A 16110-nucleotide genomic window follows, 5' to 3' on the forward strand; every position below is an offset into this window, starting at 1 on the left:
ATGGAGAGCAACGTCAGCAACAAGAGCAAATGGAGCATGTTCGGGGTTTCGATCCCGGTCATGATCTGGACATTGGTGCCGATCCTGTGGATCTTCGCCACCTCATTGAAGAAGCCGGGGGATTTGATCAACCCGGACAAGAGCACGTTCGGCAACTTCTGGCCAAAGGACCCGACGTGGGACAACTACCGGTTGATCTTCACCGGTGGCGCCCACGACCTGTTCGTCCCGGCGTTGATCAACTCGGTCGTGATCTGTGTGATCTCAACCCTGATCAGCGTGGTGTTGGCAACCTTCTGTGCCTACGCCATCGCGCGCTTGGACTTCCCGGGCAAGAAGATGATTCTCACCACGGCGCTCGCGGTCTCGTTCTTCCCGGTGATCGCCATGGTCACGCCGCTGTTCAACCTGTGGCGCCAGATCGGGTTGTTCGACACCCAGATCGGCCTGATCATTCCGTATCTCTCCCTGACACTTCCGCTGTCCATTTGGACGCTGTCGGCGTTCTTCCAGCAGATCCCGTGGGAGATGGAGCAGGCAGCTCAGGTCGACGGAGCCACCAGTTGGCAGGCGTTCCGCAAGGTGATTGCCCCATTGGCCGCGCCCGGTGTTTTCACCACCGCGATCATCGCCTTCTTCACCGCGTGGAACGACTTCGTGTTCTCCTCGAACCTCACCTCGGAAAACGCTCGTACGGTTCCGGCCGCCCTGGCGTTCTTCACCGGCGCGAGTCAATTCGAGCAACCGATCGGGGCGATCTACGCCGCGGCCGTCGTGGTGACCGTTCCGGTGATCATCTTGGTCCTGATCTTCCAGCGTCGGATCGTCTCCGGCTTGACCTCCGGTGCCGTCAAGGGCTGACCGGGCACCCCTCGTAGGCCCTGTTTCGAAAGGCAGAAATTCATGTCAAGCATCGAGCTGAAGAACATCGTCAAGAAGTACGGCGACGGGTTCCCGGCCGTGAACGACGTCTCGTTGGACATCGCGGACGGTGAGTTCATGATCCTGGTCGGCCCGTCCGGGTGTGGGAAGTCGACTCTGTTGCGGATGGTTGTGGGACTGGAGGACATCACCTCCGGCGACATGATGATCAACGGCAAGCGGGTCAACCAGCTCGCCCCCCGCGATCGCAACCTGGCCATGGTCTTCCAGAACTACGCGCTCTACCCGCACCTCACGGTCTTCGAGAACATCGCGTTCCCGTTGCGTCTGGCCAAGGGCAAGCACTCCGAAGAGGAGATCCGCAGCAAGGTTCAGGCGGCCTCGGACATGCTCGAACTCAACGATCACCTCGAGCGCAAGCCGGGCAACCTGTCCGGTGGTCAGCGGCAGCGGGTGGCGATGGGTCGAGCGATCGTTCGCGAAGCCGACGCGTTCCTGTTCGACGAACCGCTGTCGAACCTCGACGCCAAGTTGCGCGGACAGATGCGCACCGAAATCGCCCGCATGCAGCGCCGGCTCGGGATCACCACGCTCTACGTCACCCACGACCAGACCGAGGCCATGACGCTCGGCGACCGGGTTGCGGTGCTGAAGAAGGGCATCCTGCAGCAGTGCGCTTCGCCGCGCGAGCTCTACGACCAACCGGTCAACCTGTTCGTCGCGGGCTTCATCGGCTCGCCGCCGATGAACTTCCTGCCGGCGAAGGTCGAGGGCAACTCGCTCAAGCTGCCGTTCGTCACCGTTCCGTTGGAGCCGGAGTTGGCGCAGAAGGTCAGCGGCAAGGAGTTCGTGATCGTGGGTCTGCGCCCCGAACACATCAAGGACGCCTCATTGGGCGACAACATCCAGGGCGCCGCATTCACGGCCGTCGTCGACCAGACGGAGTGGCTGGGCAACGAGCAGTACGCCTACATCCCGTTCGACTCCGACCCGGCGGTTCACGCCAAGTTGGAGGAGCTGGACCGCGAGCTCGACGGCGAGGGGATGCGCACCCAGATGATCGTCAACCTCGACGCTCGCTCGCGGGTGTTGGAGGGCGACGAGGCCAGCCTGGTCTTCGACCCGGCACTGATGCACGTCTTCGACCCGGAGTCTGGCGACTGTCTGACCCGCAACGAGGAGAAGGCCGCTCAGATCGCGGCCGACTCCGAGAAGCAGCGCAAGGCAGCGTTGGCTCGGGCGAAGGCTCGTGAGGAGAAGGCCAAGGCTTCCTGACCGGCTCCATTCAGATCGTTGCGCACCCTGCGCAACTGCGCGCAGCCTCCGTGGGGCGCACAGTTGCCCAGGGTGCGCTCCGTTTACCTGGGGTGCGCGGCTCTACCCTGAACCCATGACTCGACCCGTAGTGCTCGTGACCGGTGGGACCCGTGGAATCGGCCGGGCGGTGTGTGATGCCCTGGCGCCCGACCACACCCTGATCATCGGTGGGCGCGAGGCATCGGTCGTCGAGGAGCGTTGCGCGGCGTACGAATCCGCGGTTCCGTTCGTGGCGGACGTCGCGGACGGTGCGGCGACCGAAGCGGCCGTACGAGCGTTGGGGCTGGAGCGGTTGGACGGACTGGTCCACTCGGCCGGGGTGTCGGGCGGCTGGACAACGGCGGAGTCCACCCGCGAGAAGTGGCGCTGGATGCTCGAGATCAACGTGATCGCGGTTTCCGACCTCACGCGGTTGCTGCTGCCCGCGCTCACAGCCGCCCAGGGCACCGTCGTCACCGTCAACTCGGGATCCGGGTTGGTCGCGCGCGGCGTCGGAGGTCATTACCCGGCGTCGAAGTTCGCCCTCACCGCGCTGTCGGATGTGTTGCGAGAAGAGCTGCGGCCCATGGGTGTTCGTGTCTGCTCGGTGCATCCCGGTCGAGTTGACACGCAGATGCAGCAGGAGTTGGTGGCTTCAGAGAACCGGGCCTACGACCCGCTGGAGTTCCTGCGACCGGAGTCGGTGGCCACGGCCATCCGGACCGCGCTGACCGCGTCGCCGGACGCGACGTACGAGACCATTTCGATCCGCCCGGCGCCAGCGGCGACGAATCGCCGCAGCTGAAGCTCAGCCCCGGTTGAGTTCGTTGCGCGTCGGTGGCTGGGCGCCAGCGCGCGACACGGTGATCGCCGAGACGGCAACGGCCCGGTCGACCGCGGGAAGCACGGCGTCCCAATGAGCTGCCCGCAGCCGGTCGCGAGCTGCGGCATCGCCGAGGAGGTCGGCGTCGAGTAGTCCGCTCAGCAATCCAGCCATGAACGAGTCGCCGGCGCCGACCGTGTCTGTCACTGAAACCTTCTGTCCGGCAACAGATTTGACCTCATCGCCGAAAACAACCAACGCGCCGTCGGCGCCGCGGGTCACCACCACTATCGATGGCCCGAGCTGGGCCCACAGCCGCGCCACGGTCTCCAGCGCGGCGTCGGCGCCGTAGAGCCACTCGATGTCCTCGTCGCTCGCCTTGACGACGTCGGCGAGACCGACCAGTTCCTCGATACCGCTGCGGTAGTCGCCGGGTTCGCCCATCAACCGCGGGCGTACGTTCGGGTCGAACGAGAACGTTCCCTCGCCGCGGTGGGCGGCCGCCAGGTCGCGCACCTGTTCCGCGCCGGGCTGGAACCAAGACGCGATGGAGCCGGTGTGGACGTGGCGTCCCGCGCTCGGGACCGCGTAGGGCAGCTGCCAGTCCAGGTCGAAGGTGTAGGTCGCCGCACCCGAGTCGTCGAGCGTCGCCTGCGCCGTTGCGGTGCGCTCGGCCACTTCGCCGCCCTCGACCAGCGGAACGTCGTCGGCCGCGAGGTGATCGTGGATCGCCCGCCCATGTTCGTCGTCACCGATCCAGGTGGCGAGTTGCACGTGGTGGCCGAGCCGGGCGAGGCCGACCGCGACGTTGAGCGGCGATCCGCCGACGTGTTCGGAGGTCGATCCATTGGTGCGCTGAACGATGTCGATCAGCGACTCCCCGACAACGAGGGTGTGGGCGGTCATTGATCAGCCGTTCTGGCGGTAGTCGTCGATCTTGGCGGCGCGGTGGTGAGCGACGATCGACCGGATGGTTCCGCTCTTGGAGCGCATCACCAGCGACTGGGTGGTCGCGCCGGAGGGGAGATACTTCACGCCCTGCAGGAGTTCGCCGTCGGTGATACCCGTCGCCACGAAGAAGCAGTTGTCGCCGCGAACGAGGTCATCGGTCGACAAGACCGCGTCGACGTCGTGGCCCGCATCGAGCGCGCGCTGCTTTTCGTCGTCGTCGGTGGGCCACAGTCGGCCCTGGATGACGCCACCCATGCACTTCATCGCGCAGGCAGTGATGATGCCCTCGGGGGTGCCGCCAATGCCGAGCAGCAGATCGATGCCGGTGCCCTCACGCGCGGCCATAATCGCGCCGGCCACGTCGCCATCGCTGATCAGTCGAATCCGGGCACCTGCGTCGCGGACCTGCTCGCCCAACGTCTGGTGGCGCGGGCGGTCAAGGATGACCACGGTCACGTCGGACCGGTTCATGCCCTTAGCCTTCGCGACCCGGCGAATGTTCTCGGCCACCGGCAAGCGGATGTCGACCACGTCGGCCGCCTCCGGACCGGTCGCCAACTTGTCCATGTAGAAGACCGCGCTGGGGTCGTACATCGAGCCGCGCTCGCTGACGGCCATGACCGCGACAGCGTTCGGCTGGCCCTTCGCGGTCAGCGTGGTGCCGTCGATCGGGTCGACCGCGACGTCGACCGCGGGGCCGGTGCCGTCGCCGACCTGCTCGCCGTTGAAGAGCATCGGAGCGTGGTCTTTTTCGCCTTCGCCGATCACCACGACGCCGTTCATCGCGACGGTGCTGATCAACTCGCGCATCGCCTCGACCGCGGCACCGTCGGCGGCGTTCTTGTCGCCGCGCCCCACGAAGCGGGAGCCGGCGATCGCGGCTGCCTCGGTGACTCGCACCAGTTCCAGCGCGAGGTTGCGGTCGGGTTTGATCGAGTACGACGGCTGGTCGGGCATCTTGCTCCTCGGGCTGTGGCGGGCTTCACACGGAGCCTATCGGGCCGCGCGCCGCGGCAGGTGGGGCGACGCCGAGTTGGGCGACACCGCGGTCGTACGCGACGATGGCGGGCGTGACTGTCGAGAACCCCACCCCCGCACCGCGCCGTGGCATGCGCGGAAATGCCCGCAGCATGGTCATCTCGATGATCGTCGTGGCCGTGGCGGTCATCGGCTGGGTGGCGATGGTGCCGCGCGTGCAGCAGGTGAATCGCAACGTGGTCGACATCCACGGAATTGCGCGCGAGGTGGGCGACTCCCAGAAATGGACCGTCGCCTATCCGCAGCCTGCGCCGAAGGGCTGGACGCCGACCAATGTGTCGTTGGTGACCGGAACCGGGCAGCCGGCGACCTGGCAAGCCGGATACGACCTGCCGGGCGGCAACTACATCGCCGTGGAACAGACCAAGGCGGGCGATGCGGGCTGGGTGAAGGCGCAGACCAACGGTGGCGGCGACAAGGGCACGGTGCAGATCGCCGGCGTCACCTGGAGCAAGCGCTACAACGTTGGCAACAGCCAGTCCTCGCTGGTGGCCATGCAGCCGGTGAACGGGTTGAGCACCGTCGTGACCGGCAAGGCCGACTGGTCGCAGCTGGTGACGTTCGCGCAGGCGCTGAAGCCGGTCTCGGGCAACTAGCTCGTCGCTAGTCGGTCTTCTCGACCTCGCCGCGCAACTTCTCAACCCGCTGCGTCGCGTTGTCGAGCCAGCTGCGGCAGTGGGTCGCAAGCGCCTCACCGCGCTCCCAGAGCCGCATCGACTCCTCCAGGGTCGCCGACCCGTTCTCCAGCGTGGTCACGATCGAAGCAAGTTCGTCGCGGGCTTGTTCATAACCCAGATCCTTGATGTCGGACAGGTCGGTCTGCGGGTCCTTGGCGGCGGGCATGGCGGTCAGCCTACGTCGTCGCCGCTGGTGACCGGTCGGGCCGCGAAGTCACCGTGGGCCAGCGTGATCCGCAACAAGTCACCCGCGCTGACCTGGCTGGCGTCCGTGGCCACCGAACCATCCGACAGCCGTACCACAGCGAAGCCGCGTTCCAACGTCTGCTGGGGTGAATACGCGCGCAACTGGGCCTGCAGGTGATGCACGCGGTCGTGTTGACGCTCGAGGCGGTGCGTCAGCTGAATCCGCCCGCGGTCGCGCAACGCCTCCACGGCAGCCGCGCGACTGGTCACCATGGTCATCGGATCGGTGAGCACCGGCCGATTCAGCAGGGCCGCGAGTCGTTGGCGTTCGGTGGTGAACCTCCGTTCGACCGCACGTCCAGCGGACAGGCGCAGGCCCCGTACGCCGTCGAGTTGTTCGTTCAGGTCCGGCACGATGCGCTTCGCCGCGTCGGTCGGGGTCGACGCGCGGATGTCGGCGACGAAGTCCAGCAACGGTGAGTCGACGTCGTGGCCGATGGCGCTGACAATCGGCGTACGGGCGCTCGCGACCGCGCGCACGAGCGCCTCGTTGGAGAAGGGGAGTAGGTCCTCGAACGAGCCCCCGCCGCGCGCGATGACGATGACGTCGACCTGCGGGTTGGCGTCGAGTTCGGTGAGTGCGCCGGTCACCTCGGTCACAGTGTTCTGGCCTTGTACGGCGACCCGGCGGATCTCGAATTCGGTTGCCGGCCAACGGCGTCGGGCATTCTCGACGACATCGTGTTCGGCTGCGCCGGCCCGGCCGGTGATGAGTCCGACGGTGATGGGAACGAACGGAAGAGGTCGTTTGCGGGCGGCGTCGAACACGCCCTCGCTGCGCAGCAACTGCTTCAACTGCTCGACCCGGGCCAGCAGCTCACCGACTCCCACAGCGCGAATCTGGCGGGCTTCCAGTTGCAGGCTGCCACGGCCGGCCCAGAAGGTCGGCTTGGCCTGCATCACGACGCGGGCGCCCTGCTGGACTGCCGGGCCCATCGCATTGAGCGTGTTGACGTGGGTCGTGACCTGCATCGACAGGTCGGAGTCGACGTCGCGCAGGGTGAGGAACGCGGTGGGGGAGCCGGGCCGGCGGGTGAGTTGCACGATCTGGCCCTCGACCCACAGCGGTGACATTTTGTCGATGTAGTCGGCGATCTTCACGCTGAGCAGCCGTAGCGGCCAGGGGCGCTCGGCGGTGGTGTCGGACGCCTTCTCCGGCAGCGGTTGACTCACCCGGTCGAGAATAGGGCCACACAAAAGCTGCGCCTACGATGGTGGGTATGAGTGCCACCGACAGCAAGCGTGTCCTGCTCGCCGCCCCGCGTGGCTACTGCGCCGGCGTTGACCGGGCGGTCGTGACCGTCGAGAAAGCCCTCGACCTCTACGGACCGCCGGTTTACGTGCGCAAGGAGATCGTCCACAACAAACACGTCGTGACGACGTTGGAGAAGCGCGGCGCGATCTTCGTCGACGAGACGCAGGAGGTGCCCGAGGGCGCCACCGTCATCTTCTCGGCCCACGGGGTTGCCCCGATCGTCCACGAAGAGGCAAAGGCGCTGTCGCTCAAGACGATTGACGCGACGTGTCCGCTGGTGACGAAAGTCCACCGCGAGGCGAAGCGCTTCGCCTCCGACGACTTCGACATCCTGCTGATCGGTCACGAAGGGCACGAAGAGGTCGTTGGGACCTCCGGCGAGGCCCCCGAACACATCACGCTGGTGCAGAGTCCTGACCACGTCGACCAAGTCGAGGTCCGTGACCCCGAGAAGGTGGTGTGGCTGTCGCAGACCACGCTGTCGGTCGACGAGACGATGGAGACCGTACGCCGGTTGCGCGAGCGCTTCCCGCTGTTGCAGGACCCGCCGTCGGACGACATTTGCTACGCCACCCAGAACCGCCAGCTCGCCGTGAAGCAGATGGCGCCTGACACCGACCTGATGATCGTGGTGGGCAGCCGCAACTCCTCCAACTCGGTCCGGCTGGTCGAGGTTGCCGTCGAACACGGGGCCAAGGACGGCCACCTGGTCGACTACGCCGACGAGATCGACGAATCCTGGCTCGACGGCGTCCGTACGGTCGGAGTCACCTCGGGCGCGTCGGTGCCGGAGATCCTGGTCCGCGAGGTGCTGGAGTTCCTGGCCGCTCGCGGATACGAGGACGTCAAGGCCGTGACCGCCGCCGAGGAGAGCCTGCTCTTCGCGCTGCCGAACGAGTTGCGTCGCGACCTCAAGGCCGCCAACGGAGTCGACGTCGAGACCGTGCGCCACGACGCCGGCTCCCTGCACTAACTCCGACGGTGACTGCCCGCGGTGGTGCCTCCGGGCTCGACGCCGACCGCACCCGGCAGTTGCTCGCCTACCTTGCTGCGGCCCTCACTGCCGGTGGTGCGGCGGCGCACGAGGTCGAGGACGACGTCCGCGCCGTTGCCCGCACCCTTGGTGAGCCGGCCACGCAGGTGCATGCGCAGCCCGGCGGCGTGCTGGTCAGCCTCGGCCGCGGCACCCCGGCGACGTACGAATCGGTTGAAGGGCCCCTGCGCCTCGACCAGTCCGCGGTGCTCGGCAGGGTACGAGCCGGGTTGCTGCAGGGTGAGCTGTCGCCCGAGGACGCACTGTTGCACCTGCGCGCGTTACGCGCTCGCCCACACAATCGGCCCGTCGTGGGGATGTACCTCGGCAGCTTCTGCGTTGCGATCGGCCTCGCGCTGATCCTTCAGCCGTCGTGGGAAAGCGTGGTGTTCGGGGCGCTCGCCGGTCCGGTCGTCGCGGGGCTGATCCGGTTGACCGGTCGAGCGGTGTTGCCCGTAGCGCTACTGCCTTGCGCGGCTGCGTTCGTGGTGTCACTCGGGGCGTTCTGGGCTGCGCAGCACGGCTGGGTCCAAAGCCCACTTCGTACGTTGTTGCCGCCGGTCGCGGTGCTGTTGCCCGGCGCGCTGATCGTGACCGGCATCAGCGAACTGGTGAACGGCGCGGCGGTATCGGGGGTCGCCAGGCTCGGCCATGGCGGGATCCAACTGGTCATGTTCTCGGTCGGTGTGGTGTGCGCCGCGGCATTGCTCGGCGTCGGCTCCGATGCGCTGACCAATACCCGGGTGGATGACATCGGCTGGTGGTCGCCGATTGTCGGGCTGCTCGCCGTGACCGCGGGCATCTGCCTGATGGAGGCGGTCCCGCGGGCCATCGCGCCGTGGATCCTCGCGGTGCTGGCGCTGACCATGGCTGCCCAGCTGCTGGTGCAGGGCGTGTTCGGCCGAGTCTGGCCGGGAGCGTTCGCCGGAGCCGCGGTGGCGAGTGTTGCCGCCTGGTCGATCGCGGCTGTGCGCCGTGACCTGCCGCGGTTGGTGCTGTTCCTGCCCAGCTTCTGGCTGCTGGTTCCCGGCTCGGTCGGCCTCGTGACGGTCGCCCAGCTGGGCCTCGAACCTGCGCTCTCGGGCCCCACCGCTGCCTTGGCGGTCAGCGTGATCCTGGCTATCGCGCTGGGCCTTGTGGTCGGCACCACCACCTCGCGGGTCTTCCGGGCGACCTATCTGCGGGTCCGGGGTGCCTGAGCCGCGCTGAACTCAGCCGGTCGCTGAGCTCGCCGATCCACCGGTCGACGGGAAGTCGAGGTCCAGTTCCGGCCGGCGCACGTCGTCGTCGAGTCGGTCGAGCAGTTCGGCGGCGGTCAGCGGCCGGGGAGTCGCGTCGACCGGCTCGACTCGCGCAGTCGAGCCGGACACCATCCCCAGCTCTTCGATCCGGCGGGCAGAGACGAACACCCGCGATTCGAGGGTGCCGACCAGGGCGTTGTAGGTCTCGACGGATTTGCGTAGCTGGTCGCCCATCCGCTGGGTATGGCGACCGAGGGTGCCAAGCCGTTCGTAGAGTTCGCGCCCGAGCGTCAGCAGCTCGGCGGCTCCGCTCTCCAACGAATCCTGCCGCCAGACCAGAGCCGTGGCCTGAAGGGTGGCCAGCAGCGAGCCGGGGGAGACCACCACGACGTTGCGGGCCAGGGCACGGTCGAGCAGATCGGCGTCGCTGCGGGCAGCGGCAGCCAGAACAGCCTCGCTCGGCACAAAGCAGAGCACTACCTCGGGGGCGTGGCTGAAGCCGCTCCAATAGTCCTTTGCGGCCAGCGCCTCGACGTGGCCGCGCAGGGCGGCCGCGTGGGTGCGCAGCAACCGGCGGCGCTCGCCCTCGTCGAGATCTTCGGACTGGGCGGCAAGGAAGTGCTGGATCGGGGCCTTGGCATCGATGACGATCACCTTGTCGCCGGGGAGCCGGACGACCACATCCGGACGAATGTCGGCGCCATGTCGCGAGACCGCGCGGACCTGTTCTTCGAAGTCGCAGCGCGGCAACATGCCAGAGTGTTCGAGCACCCGCCGCAGCTGCACCTCACCCCAAGCACCACTGACGTTCGAGGACTTCAGGGCGCCGGCTAACTGCGAGGTCTCGCGATGCAGGGCCGTGGTGGTCCGGGTGACCGCCTGTAGCTGAAAGTCCAACGAACTGAACTGGTCGACCCGGTCGCGTTCCAGCGTCGCCACTTGCCGCTCGATCCGCGCGATGCTGGACGAGAGCGGGCCCAGCGCCTGGGCGGTGAGTTGGTCGTCACCGAGGTCGCCCTCGAGGGTGTCGACACGCGCGCGCAACAGATCGCGTTCGGTGACCGCGGCGGCATGGCGTCCTTCGTATCGAGCGCGCAGCGTCAGCAGGGTGAACGCAGCGCCCAACAGGAGGCCGACCAGCAGGGCTGCGGAGGCGATGAGAACGGTCATGGCGCCAGCATCACATCCGGCACCGACAGCATCACCGACCGCGCGCGAACAGCGGTTCGGTGCGCCGGTCGAGTCGTTGCCAAGCAACCCGTTGCATGACGAGGGTGAGGGTGCCGGCCAGCAGCATGCCGAGGATGTTCACCCCGAGCTGGGTGAGCGAGCCGCGGATCTCGCCCGGCGCCCAGACGGCGAGCGCGAGCGCCAGATTCCCGGCGGCCGGAACAGTGGTGACCGAGATGAACACCCCGACCATCGTCTGTGACTTCTCGGCGGAGAGGGCCAGAACCCCGGCGGCGCCGGCGAGCAGCGCGACGACGAACGACCACTTGTCGGGATGCCAGATGAACCCGGTCTGCGGGTGCGGGCCGACGACGGTCGCATGGTCGAACCAGCCGACTCGCACCGCACACCAGGCGAGCACCGCAGTGACCGCGATCGCGAAGACGAAACCGCGCAGCAACAACCATGCGCCATCCAGCACCAGGCGCGGTTTACGGAACAACAAGCCGGTGCAGATGGCGGCCACGGTCGCGAATTCGGGGCCGACGACCATGGCCCCCACCACCAGCACGGTCGAATCGGTGATCACTGCGATGGACGCCAGGAGCACAGCGATGAGCAGGAAGAGGTGGTAGCTGACCGTCGGCCGAACCCCGTCAGCGGCTTGCTCCTTGATGGCGTCCCACAGCACCGCATTGTCAGGATCTCCCGCGGCCGCGCGCTCGATCGACTCCGCCTGCAAGAACGGCGTGGCCGTCACCGGTAGAACGACGATGCCCCCGAACTTGTCCAGGCGCAGGTCGGCGAGGTCCTGCAGCAGCGAGCTCGCAGCCTCGCGGGCGACGTCGACCTGGATCAGATCGCCGGCTGGTTCGAGGCTGGCGCCCTGCACACGTACGAGGTTGGTGACGGTCGGGTTGTCGATCAGCAGGTCCAGCACCGGCGCTGCCAGGGCCTCGGGGACTGTCAGCCGCACGTGAACGAGCATGGGCGCCAGCGTACGGCCGAAATGCAACGGCGGCCCCGGGTGGGGCCGCCGTTGCGGGACTCGTCAGCCCAGGTCGCGCAACAGGGTGGTGAGTTCGCCTTGCTGCGAAGCGGGCGACATCGGCGCGTTCGGGTGGTCGATGCCGAAGGACTTCAGCACCTTGTCCATCTGGGCGTCGATCGAGGTCCAGCCGGTGTTGTCCAGCGGCTGCAACGACGCCTGGTCGGCGTCCCACAGGTCGCGCAGCGACTGGGCTGCGGTGTGCGCGCCGCCGGCATTCCCCGTACGGGCGTCTTGCAACGACGTCGTCGCGAGAGTGCGCAGAGCGCTGACCTTGGCCGCCGGGAAGCTCTTCGTCGCCTGGCCGGGCGCCAGCTGTACGGCGGAGGTCGTGTCGGTCTCCGGCGCCGGTCCGGTGTGGGGGCGGCTGTTTGCCCAGGTTAGGAGGGCGATGGTGGCCACGGCCAGGACGCCGAAACCGGTCGACACGATCCGTTCGCGGCGCGGGTCGGCAGCGACATGCGGGGTGTGGGTGGCCTCGAAGGTCTCGGTGACATCGGGGCGCGTGACGGTCAGGTAGACCACGGTCGCGATGATCATTCCGAGGAAGATCAGGCTGGTCGTGAACGTGCCCAGGGCGAGGCCGGTCGGGTCACCGGGGTTCTGCGCCACCTTCGGCGACGCCAGCCAGTCGCCGATGTTGGCGCCCAGGGGGCGGGTGAGGATGTAGGCGAGCCAGAACGACAGGACCGGGTTTGCGCCCAGCTTCCACAAGACGGTGATCGCGGCGATGAGGGCCAGGGGCAACAACACCGAGGCGCCGGGAGTCCAGCCGGTCAGATCGAGGGTCCAGTCGCCGGTCGCGGTTCCGAGCGCGAAGGTGACCAGCACGGTCAGCCAGTAGTAGCCCTCGCGAGAGGTCGTGGTGACGGAGTGGATCGACAGGGTGCGCTCGCGCATCCACCACACGCCGAAGACGGCCGCCAACAACACCGCGAAGATCGCGGAACTGATCCACAACGGCACCCCGAACTGGTCGGTCAAGATGTCGGTGTAGAGGGTGCCGGTGACGCTCACGACGACCACGGTCAGCCAGTACGGGAACGGCACGTAGCGCTGCATCCGCAGCTGGATGCCCAGCACCACCACCAACACCACCGTGAAGATTAAGGCGGTGTTCACCAGGCCCACACCGAGGGTCGTGTTGATCCAGTCAGCGAAACTTTCGCCGACCGTCGTACACAGAATCTTGATCACCCAGAACCAGACGGTGACCTCAGGAACCTTGTTGAGCATCAGGCGCCCGGTGGGGCGGATGCGTGTATCGCTCAGTGTTGTCATATCGGCAGGATGGCTGCGCGAACCTGCCGACAGCCTGACTATGAACTCCGTTGCGGTGTGGGGAAAGTCACCTCGACGTGCCCCTGCCCGTCGGCGATGGCCGCCACGCTCACGGCCGCCGAGTCGGCGAGCCTGCGGACCACGGCCAGCCCGAGCCCGTGGCCATTACCGCCGCTCACGCCCGCGTTGAATACTCGGTCGACCTGCGATGGGCTGAATCCCGGGCCGTCATCGAGGACGTCCACCACGACGTTCCCATCGGCCGGCCGTGCCTTGATCTGGACGCGTGAGATCGAATGTCGCAGAGCGTTGTCCAGCAGCGGTGACAACACCGCGACGACCAGGTCGGGCGCCACCGCAACCTCGAGTCGGCTCGGAACCGCAACCTCGATCGGGCGTGCGGCGACCGCTCGATGCAGCGCCTCCCGCAGGTCGCAGCGCGCTCCGGCGTCGGTCCGCGGCCGAGCGGATCCCAGGATGGTGGCGATCGCCGCCGTGAGCCGGTCGACCTCGCTCAGGACGGTCTCCGGTCGCAGCCGGTCACCACTCAGCTGCGCCAACTGCGCCTCCCCGCGCAGTGCCGTCAGCGGGGTCCGCAACTCGTGGGCGACCTCATCGGTCAGGCGGCGCTCGTCCGCCAGCGCCTCGTCCAGCCGATCGAGCAACCGGTCGAGGGTGCGACCGAGTTCGCCGAACTCATCGCGCGGTTCGCCGAGGTTGAACCGGCGACCCGGCTCGTGCTCGCCCCAATCGTCGGCTCGCGCGGACATCTCGTGCACCACCCGCAGCGCGCGCCCCACTCCGAGATATGCCACGACGCCGGCGAGCAGCACCGCAATGGCGCTCAACAGCAGGGACATCGTCAGCGAACGCTGCTCGGAGGTGTCGTACGGCGTCAGATCCACCTTGACGACGGCAACGACGTGGTGGCCGTCGAGGCGAACCGGTTCGGCGTACAGCAACTGGTTGTCGACCACGGCCGTACGGGGTCCGGTTGAGTCGGAAAGAACCTGCACGCGGTCCCGAATCGAGCCGGGAACGATGCCGTCAATGAGGTGGCCGTCCGCGTATATCCAGGAGAGGGTGTCGAGCGCTTCGCTGTCGTTCTCAAGGAGGGCCACGTTGCCGTTTCGTACGGTGACATTCGCCGTGACGGCCTCGGCGCGGGTATGGGCCAACGCATTCGCGTCGGCGTCGGTGACCCTGGTCAACAAGACGTGAGAGACCACGACGAGGGCGGCCACCACAGCCGTCGCGATGAGCACCGCGAGCGCGACCATCCGCTTCCGGAAGCCCATCACCGCCATCGGTAGCCGACTCCACGGACGGTTACCAGTCGGTCCACGACTCCCAACTCGGCGAGCTTGCCGCGCAACCGGCGCACGAACGAGTCGAGCGTGTTGTCCGTGACCTGCGCGCCGTGCGGCCACGCCGCAGCCACCAGGCTGTGGCGGCGCACCGCCTCGCCGGGCGCGGCGATCAGCCTGGCCAACAACCGAAACTCGGTAGGCGTGAGGTCACGGGTCGTCGAGCCGCAGGTGACGGCGTGTCGAGCCGGGTCCAACACCACCTCGCCTGGGGGAGTGGGGGTGGCCGTACGGCGTAGCAGGGCGCGCACCCGGACCAGCAATTCCGGCAGGTCGAACGGTTTGGTGAGGTAGTCATCCGCGCCGGCTTCGAAGCCGCCGACTTTGTGGTGCAGGCCGTCGAGGGCGGTGAGCATCAGGACTGGGGCATCGACGCCGCGCGCCCGTAACGCGAGGCAGACATCGCGGCCGTCGGCGTCCGGCAGGCCGATATCGAGCAAGAAGAGTTGCGGGGCTGGGGCGAGCCGGCTCAGTAGCTGGTCCGCGGTCGCGGCGAGGACGACCTCGTGGCCGTCATGTTCGAGGGCTCGCTTGAGGACATCGCGAACTGCCGCGTCGTCCTCACACACCGCCACCAGAGCCACATGCCGAGGGTAGGGCCGATAGTGGCGACCAATCTGGGGATTTCCTGGGCGCTGCCTGAACGCGGTGGTCATGCGGTCGGGGCGTTGGCCGCCGGCCAGCGTAGACTCCCGTGTCCGTGGCCCTCACCATCGGAATCGTCGGACTGCCCAATGTCGGTAAGTCCACCATGTTCAACGCCCTGACCAAGAACAACGTGCTCGCCGCGAACTATCCGTTCGCGACGATCGAGCCGAACGTCGGGGTCGTCCCGCTGCCCGATCCACGGCTGAAGGTGCTGGCCGGGATCTTCGGATCGCAGCAGATCTTGCCGGCCACGGTGTCGTTCGTCGACATCGCCGGGATCGTCAAGGGCGCCTCGGTCGGAGAAGGGCTCGGCAACAAGTTCCTCGCCACGATCCGTGAGGCCGACGCCATCTGTCAGGTCGTGCGCGCGTTCGTTGACGACGACGTGCACCACGTCGACGGAACCGTCTCGCCGAGCTCCGACCTGGAGACCATCAACACCGAGCTCGTTCTCGCTGATCTGCAGACGCTGGAGAAGGCTGTCCCGCGGATCGAGAAGGAGGTCAAGGGCAAAAAGACGGAGAAGACCGTGCTCGACGCGGCGCTCGCAGCGCAGAAGATTCTCGAAGTCGGCGACCCGATCTCCCAGCACCCCGGCGAGGTGGACCTCGACGCCGTACGCGAACTTGGTCTGCTGACCACCAAGCCGTTCATCTACGTCTTCAACGTCGATGAAGACCAGTTGACCGACGAGGCCTTCCAGGCCCAGATGTCGGCGCTCGTTGCCCCGGCCGACGCGATCTTCCTGAACGCGAAGCTGGAGTCCGAGGTCGCCGAAATGGACGACGAGGACGCACGCGAACTGTTGGAGGCCGTCGGGATCACCGAGCCCGGCTTGGACCAGCTGGCGCACAAGGGCTTCAACACCCTGGGGCTGCAGACCTATCTGACTGCCGGTCCGAAGGAGACGCGCGCCTGGACGATCCACAAGGGCTGGACCGCTCCGCAGGCTGCCGGGGTGATTCACACCGACTTCCAGAAGGGCTTCATCAAGGCCGAGGTGATCGGCTTCGATGACCTGGTGGAGACCGGCTCGGTTGCCGAAGCTCGCGCGAAGGGTAAGGCGCGGATGGAAGGCAAGGACTACGTCATGCAGGACGGCGACGTGGTGGAGTTCCGGACAGGACTAACGTCTAAGAAGTAGTCTGGAGGGC

Annotated in this window: 16 protein-coding genes; 7 read left to right on the forward strand and 9 right to left on the reverse strand. The window is 67.2% G+C overall.

Annotated elements, in window-relative coordinates; translation table 11 throughout:
* The 3 genes from ACYU98_RS06530 to ACYU98_RS06540 all read left to right on the forward strand — a co-directional run bounded on the left by ACYU98_RS06530 (window position 1) and on the right by ACYU98_RS06540 (window position 2983).
* Entirely contained in the window at window positions 1-861 is an 861-nt protein-coding gene (locus ACYU98_RS06530; RefSeq protein WP_460467372.1) for a carbohydrate ABC transporter permease, read from the forward strand.
* A 42-nt stretch (window positions 862-903) separates the two neighbouring features.
* Entirely contained in the window at window positions 904-2157 is a 1254-nt protein-coding gene (locus ACYU98_RS06535) for an ABC transporter ATP-binding protein (RefSeq protein WP_460467373.1), read from the forward strand.
* Between the two features lie 115 nt (window positions 2158-2272).
* Window positions 2273-2983 (forward strand): SDR family oxidoreductase, encoded by a 711-nt coding sequence (locus tag ACYU98_RS06540; RefSeq protein ID WP_460467374.1) that lies wholly within the window; start codon window positions 2273-2275, stop codon window positions 2981-2983.
* A gap of 3 nt (window positions 2984-2986) precedes the next feature.
* Here ACYU98_RS06540 and ACYU98_RS06545 read toward each other — a convergent pair whose 3' ends face one another.
* Both ACYU98_RS06545 and glpX read right to left on the reverse strand, forming a co-directional pair.
* On the reverse strand, window positions 2987-3907 hold the full coding sequence (locus tag ACYU98_RS06545) for a carbohydrate kinase family protein (protein WP_460467375.1): 921 nt from the start codon (window positions 3905-3907) through the stop codon (window positions 2987-2989).
* A 3-nt stretch (window positions 3908-3910) separates the two neighbouring features.
* Window positions 3911-4909 carry a class II fructose-bisphosphatase gene (gene glpX / locus ACYU98_RS06550; RefSeq protein WP_460467376.1) on the reverse strand — a complete coding sequence of 333 codons (999 nt, stop codon included), beginning with the start codon at window positions 4907-4909 and terminating at the stop codon, window positions 3911-3913.
* A gap of 113 nt (window positions 4910-5022) precedes the next feature.
* Here glpX and ACYU98_RS06555 point away from each other — a divergent pair, with 113 nt between their 5' ends.
* Window positions 5023-5586, forward strand: coding sequence for a DUF4245 domain-containing protein (locus ACYU98_RS06555; RefSeq protein WP_460467377.1), 564 nt, complete (start codon window positions 5023-5025; stop codon window positions 5584-5586).
* A gap of 7 nt (window positions 5587-5593) precedes the next feature.
* On the opposite strand, the gene ACYU98_RS06560 is transcribed toward ACYU98_RS06555, so the two are convergent.
* Both ACYU98_RS06560 and xseA read right to left on the reverse strand, forming a co-directional pair.
* Window positions 5594-5833 carry an exodeoxyribonuclease VII small subunit gene (locus tag ACYU98_RS06560; protein ID WP_460467378.1) on the reverse strand — a complete coding sequence of 80 codons (240 nt, stop codon included), beginning with the start codon at window positions 5831-5833 and terminating at the stop codon, window positions 5594-5596.
* Between the two features lie 5 nt (window positions 5834-5838).
* Window positions 5839-7086, reverse strand: coding sequence for an exodeoxyribonuclease VII large subunit (gene xseA / locus ACYU98_RS06565; RefSeq protein ID WP_460467379.1), 1248 nt, complete (start codon window positions 7084-7086; stop codon window positions 5839-5841).
* A gap of 38 nt (window positions 7087-7124) precedes the next feature.
* Between xseA and ACYU98_RS06570 the strand changes: the two genes are divergently transcribed.
* A complete protein-coding gene (locus ACYU98_RS06570) occupies window positions 7125-8141 on the forward strand; it encodes a 4-hydroxy-3-methylbut-2-enyl diphosphate reductase (RefSeq protein ID WP_460467380.1) in 1017 nt (338 codons plus the stop codon).
* An 8-nt stretch (window positions 8142-8149) separates the two neighbouring features.
* Complete coding sequence (locus tag ACYU98_RS06575; RefSeq protein ID WP_460467381.1) at window positions 8150-9400, forward strand: threonine/serine exporter family protein; 1251 nt, start codon at window positions 8150-8152, stop codon at window positions 9398-9400.
* A gap of 12 nt (window positions 9401-9412) precedes the next feature.
* On the opposite strand, the gene ACYU98_RS06580 is transcribed toward ACYU98_RS06575, so the two are convergent.
* From ACYU98_RS06580 to ACYU98_RS06600, 5 genes are all read right to left on the reverse strand, one after another.
* Window positions 9413-10612 (reverse strand): DNA recombination protein RmuC, encoded by a 1200-nt coding sequence (locus ACYU98_RS06580; protein ID WP_460467382.1) that lies wholly within the window; start codon window positions 10610-10612, stop codon window positions 9413-9415.
* A gap of 31 nt (window positions 10613-10643) precedes the next feature.
* On the reverse strand, window positions 10644-11600 hold the full coding sequence (locus tag ACYU98_RS06585; RefSeq protein ID WP_460467383.1) for a DUF389 domain-containing protein: 957 nt from the start codon (window positions 11598-11600) through the stop codon (window positions 10644-10646).
* Between the two features lie 63 nt (window positions 11601-11663).
* Window positions 11664-12941, reverse strand: coding sequence for a COG4705 family protein (locus tag ACYU98_RS06590; protein ID WP_460467384.1), 1278 nt, complete (start codon window positions 12939-12941; stop codon window positions 11664-11666).
* Window positions 12942-12979: 38 nt separating this feature from the next.
* Window positions 12980-14239: a sensor histidine kinase gene (locus tag ACYU98_RS06595; RefSeq protein ID WP_460467385.1), complete on the reverse strand. Its 1260-nt coding sequence runs from the start codon at window positions 14237-14239 to the stop codon at window positions 12980-12982.
* Window positions 14239-14892, reverse strand: a complete 654-nt coding sequence (locus ACYU98_RS06600; RefSeq protein WP_460467386.1) for a response regulator transcription factor — start codon at window positions 14890-14892, stop codon at window positions 14239-14241. The genes ACYU98_RS06595 and ACYU98_RS06600 overlap by 1 nt, the downstream gene beginning before the upstream one ends.
* Before the next feature lie 116 nt (window positions 14893-15008).
* Here ACYU98_RS06600 and ychF point away from each other — a divergent pair, with 116 nt between their 5' ends.
* Window positions 15009-16100 carry a redox-regulated ATPase YchF gene (ychF, locus tag ACYU98_RS06605; protein ID WP_460467387.1) on the forward strand — a complete coding sequence of 364 codons (1092 nt, stop codon included), beginning with the start codon at window positions 15009-15011 and terminating at the stop codon, window positions 16098-16100.
* Window positions 16101-16110: the final 10 nt, after the last annotated feature.

The organism is Calidifontibacter terrae (assembly GCF_054778835.1).

Bases quoted from the DNA above. Each gene is read 5' to 3' on its own strand.
- ACYU98_RS06540 (WP_460467374.1), top strand. From the start codon at position 2,273: ATGACTCGACCCGTAGTGCTCGTGACCGGTGGGACCCGTGGAATCGGC.
- ACYU98_RS06545 (WP_460467375.1), bottom strand. From the start codon at position 3,907: ATGACCGCCCACACCCTCGTTGTCGGGGAGTCGCTGATCGACATCGTT.
- ACYU98_RS06585 (WP_460467383.1), bottom strand. From the start codon at position 11,600: ATGCTCGTTCACGTGCGGCTGACAGTCCCCGAGGCCCTGGCAGCGCCG.
- ACYU98_RS06590 (WP_460467384.1), bottom strand. From the start codon at position 12,941: ATGACAACACTGAGCGATACACGCATCCGCCCCACCGGGCGCCTGATG.
- ACYU98_RS06560 (WP_460467378.1), bottom strand. From the start codon at position 5,833: ATGCCCGCCGCCAAGGACCCGCAGACCGACCTGTCCGACATCAAGGAT.
- ACYU98_RS06530 (WP_460467372.1), top strand. From the start codon at position 1: ATGGAGAGCAACGTCAGCAACAAGAGCAAATGGAGCATGTTCGGGGTT.
- ACYU98_RS06535 (WP_460467373.1), top strand. From the start codon at position 904: ATGTCAAGCATCGAGCTGAAGAACATCGTCAAGAAGTACGGCGACGGG.
- glpX (WP_460467376.1), bottom strand. From the start codon at position 4,909: ATGCCCGACCAGCCGTCGTACTCGATCAAACCCGACCGCAACCTCGCG.
- ACYU98_RS06595 (WP_460467385.1), bottom strand. From the start codon at position 14,239: ATGGGCTTCCGGAAGCGGATGGTCGCGCTCGCGGTGCTCATCGCGACG.
- ACYU98_RS06570 (WP_460467380.1), top strand. From the start codon at position 7,125: ATGGTGGGTATGAGTGCCACCGACAGCAAGCGTGTCCTGCTCGCCGCC.
- ACYU98_RS06580 (WP_460467382.1), bottom strand. From the start codon at position 10,612: ATGACCGTTCTCATCGCCTCCGCAGCCCTGCTGGTCGGCCTCCTGTTG.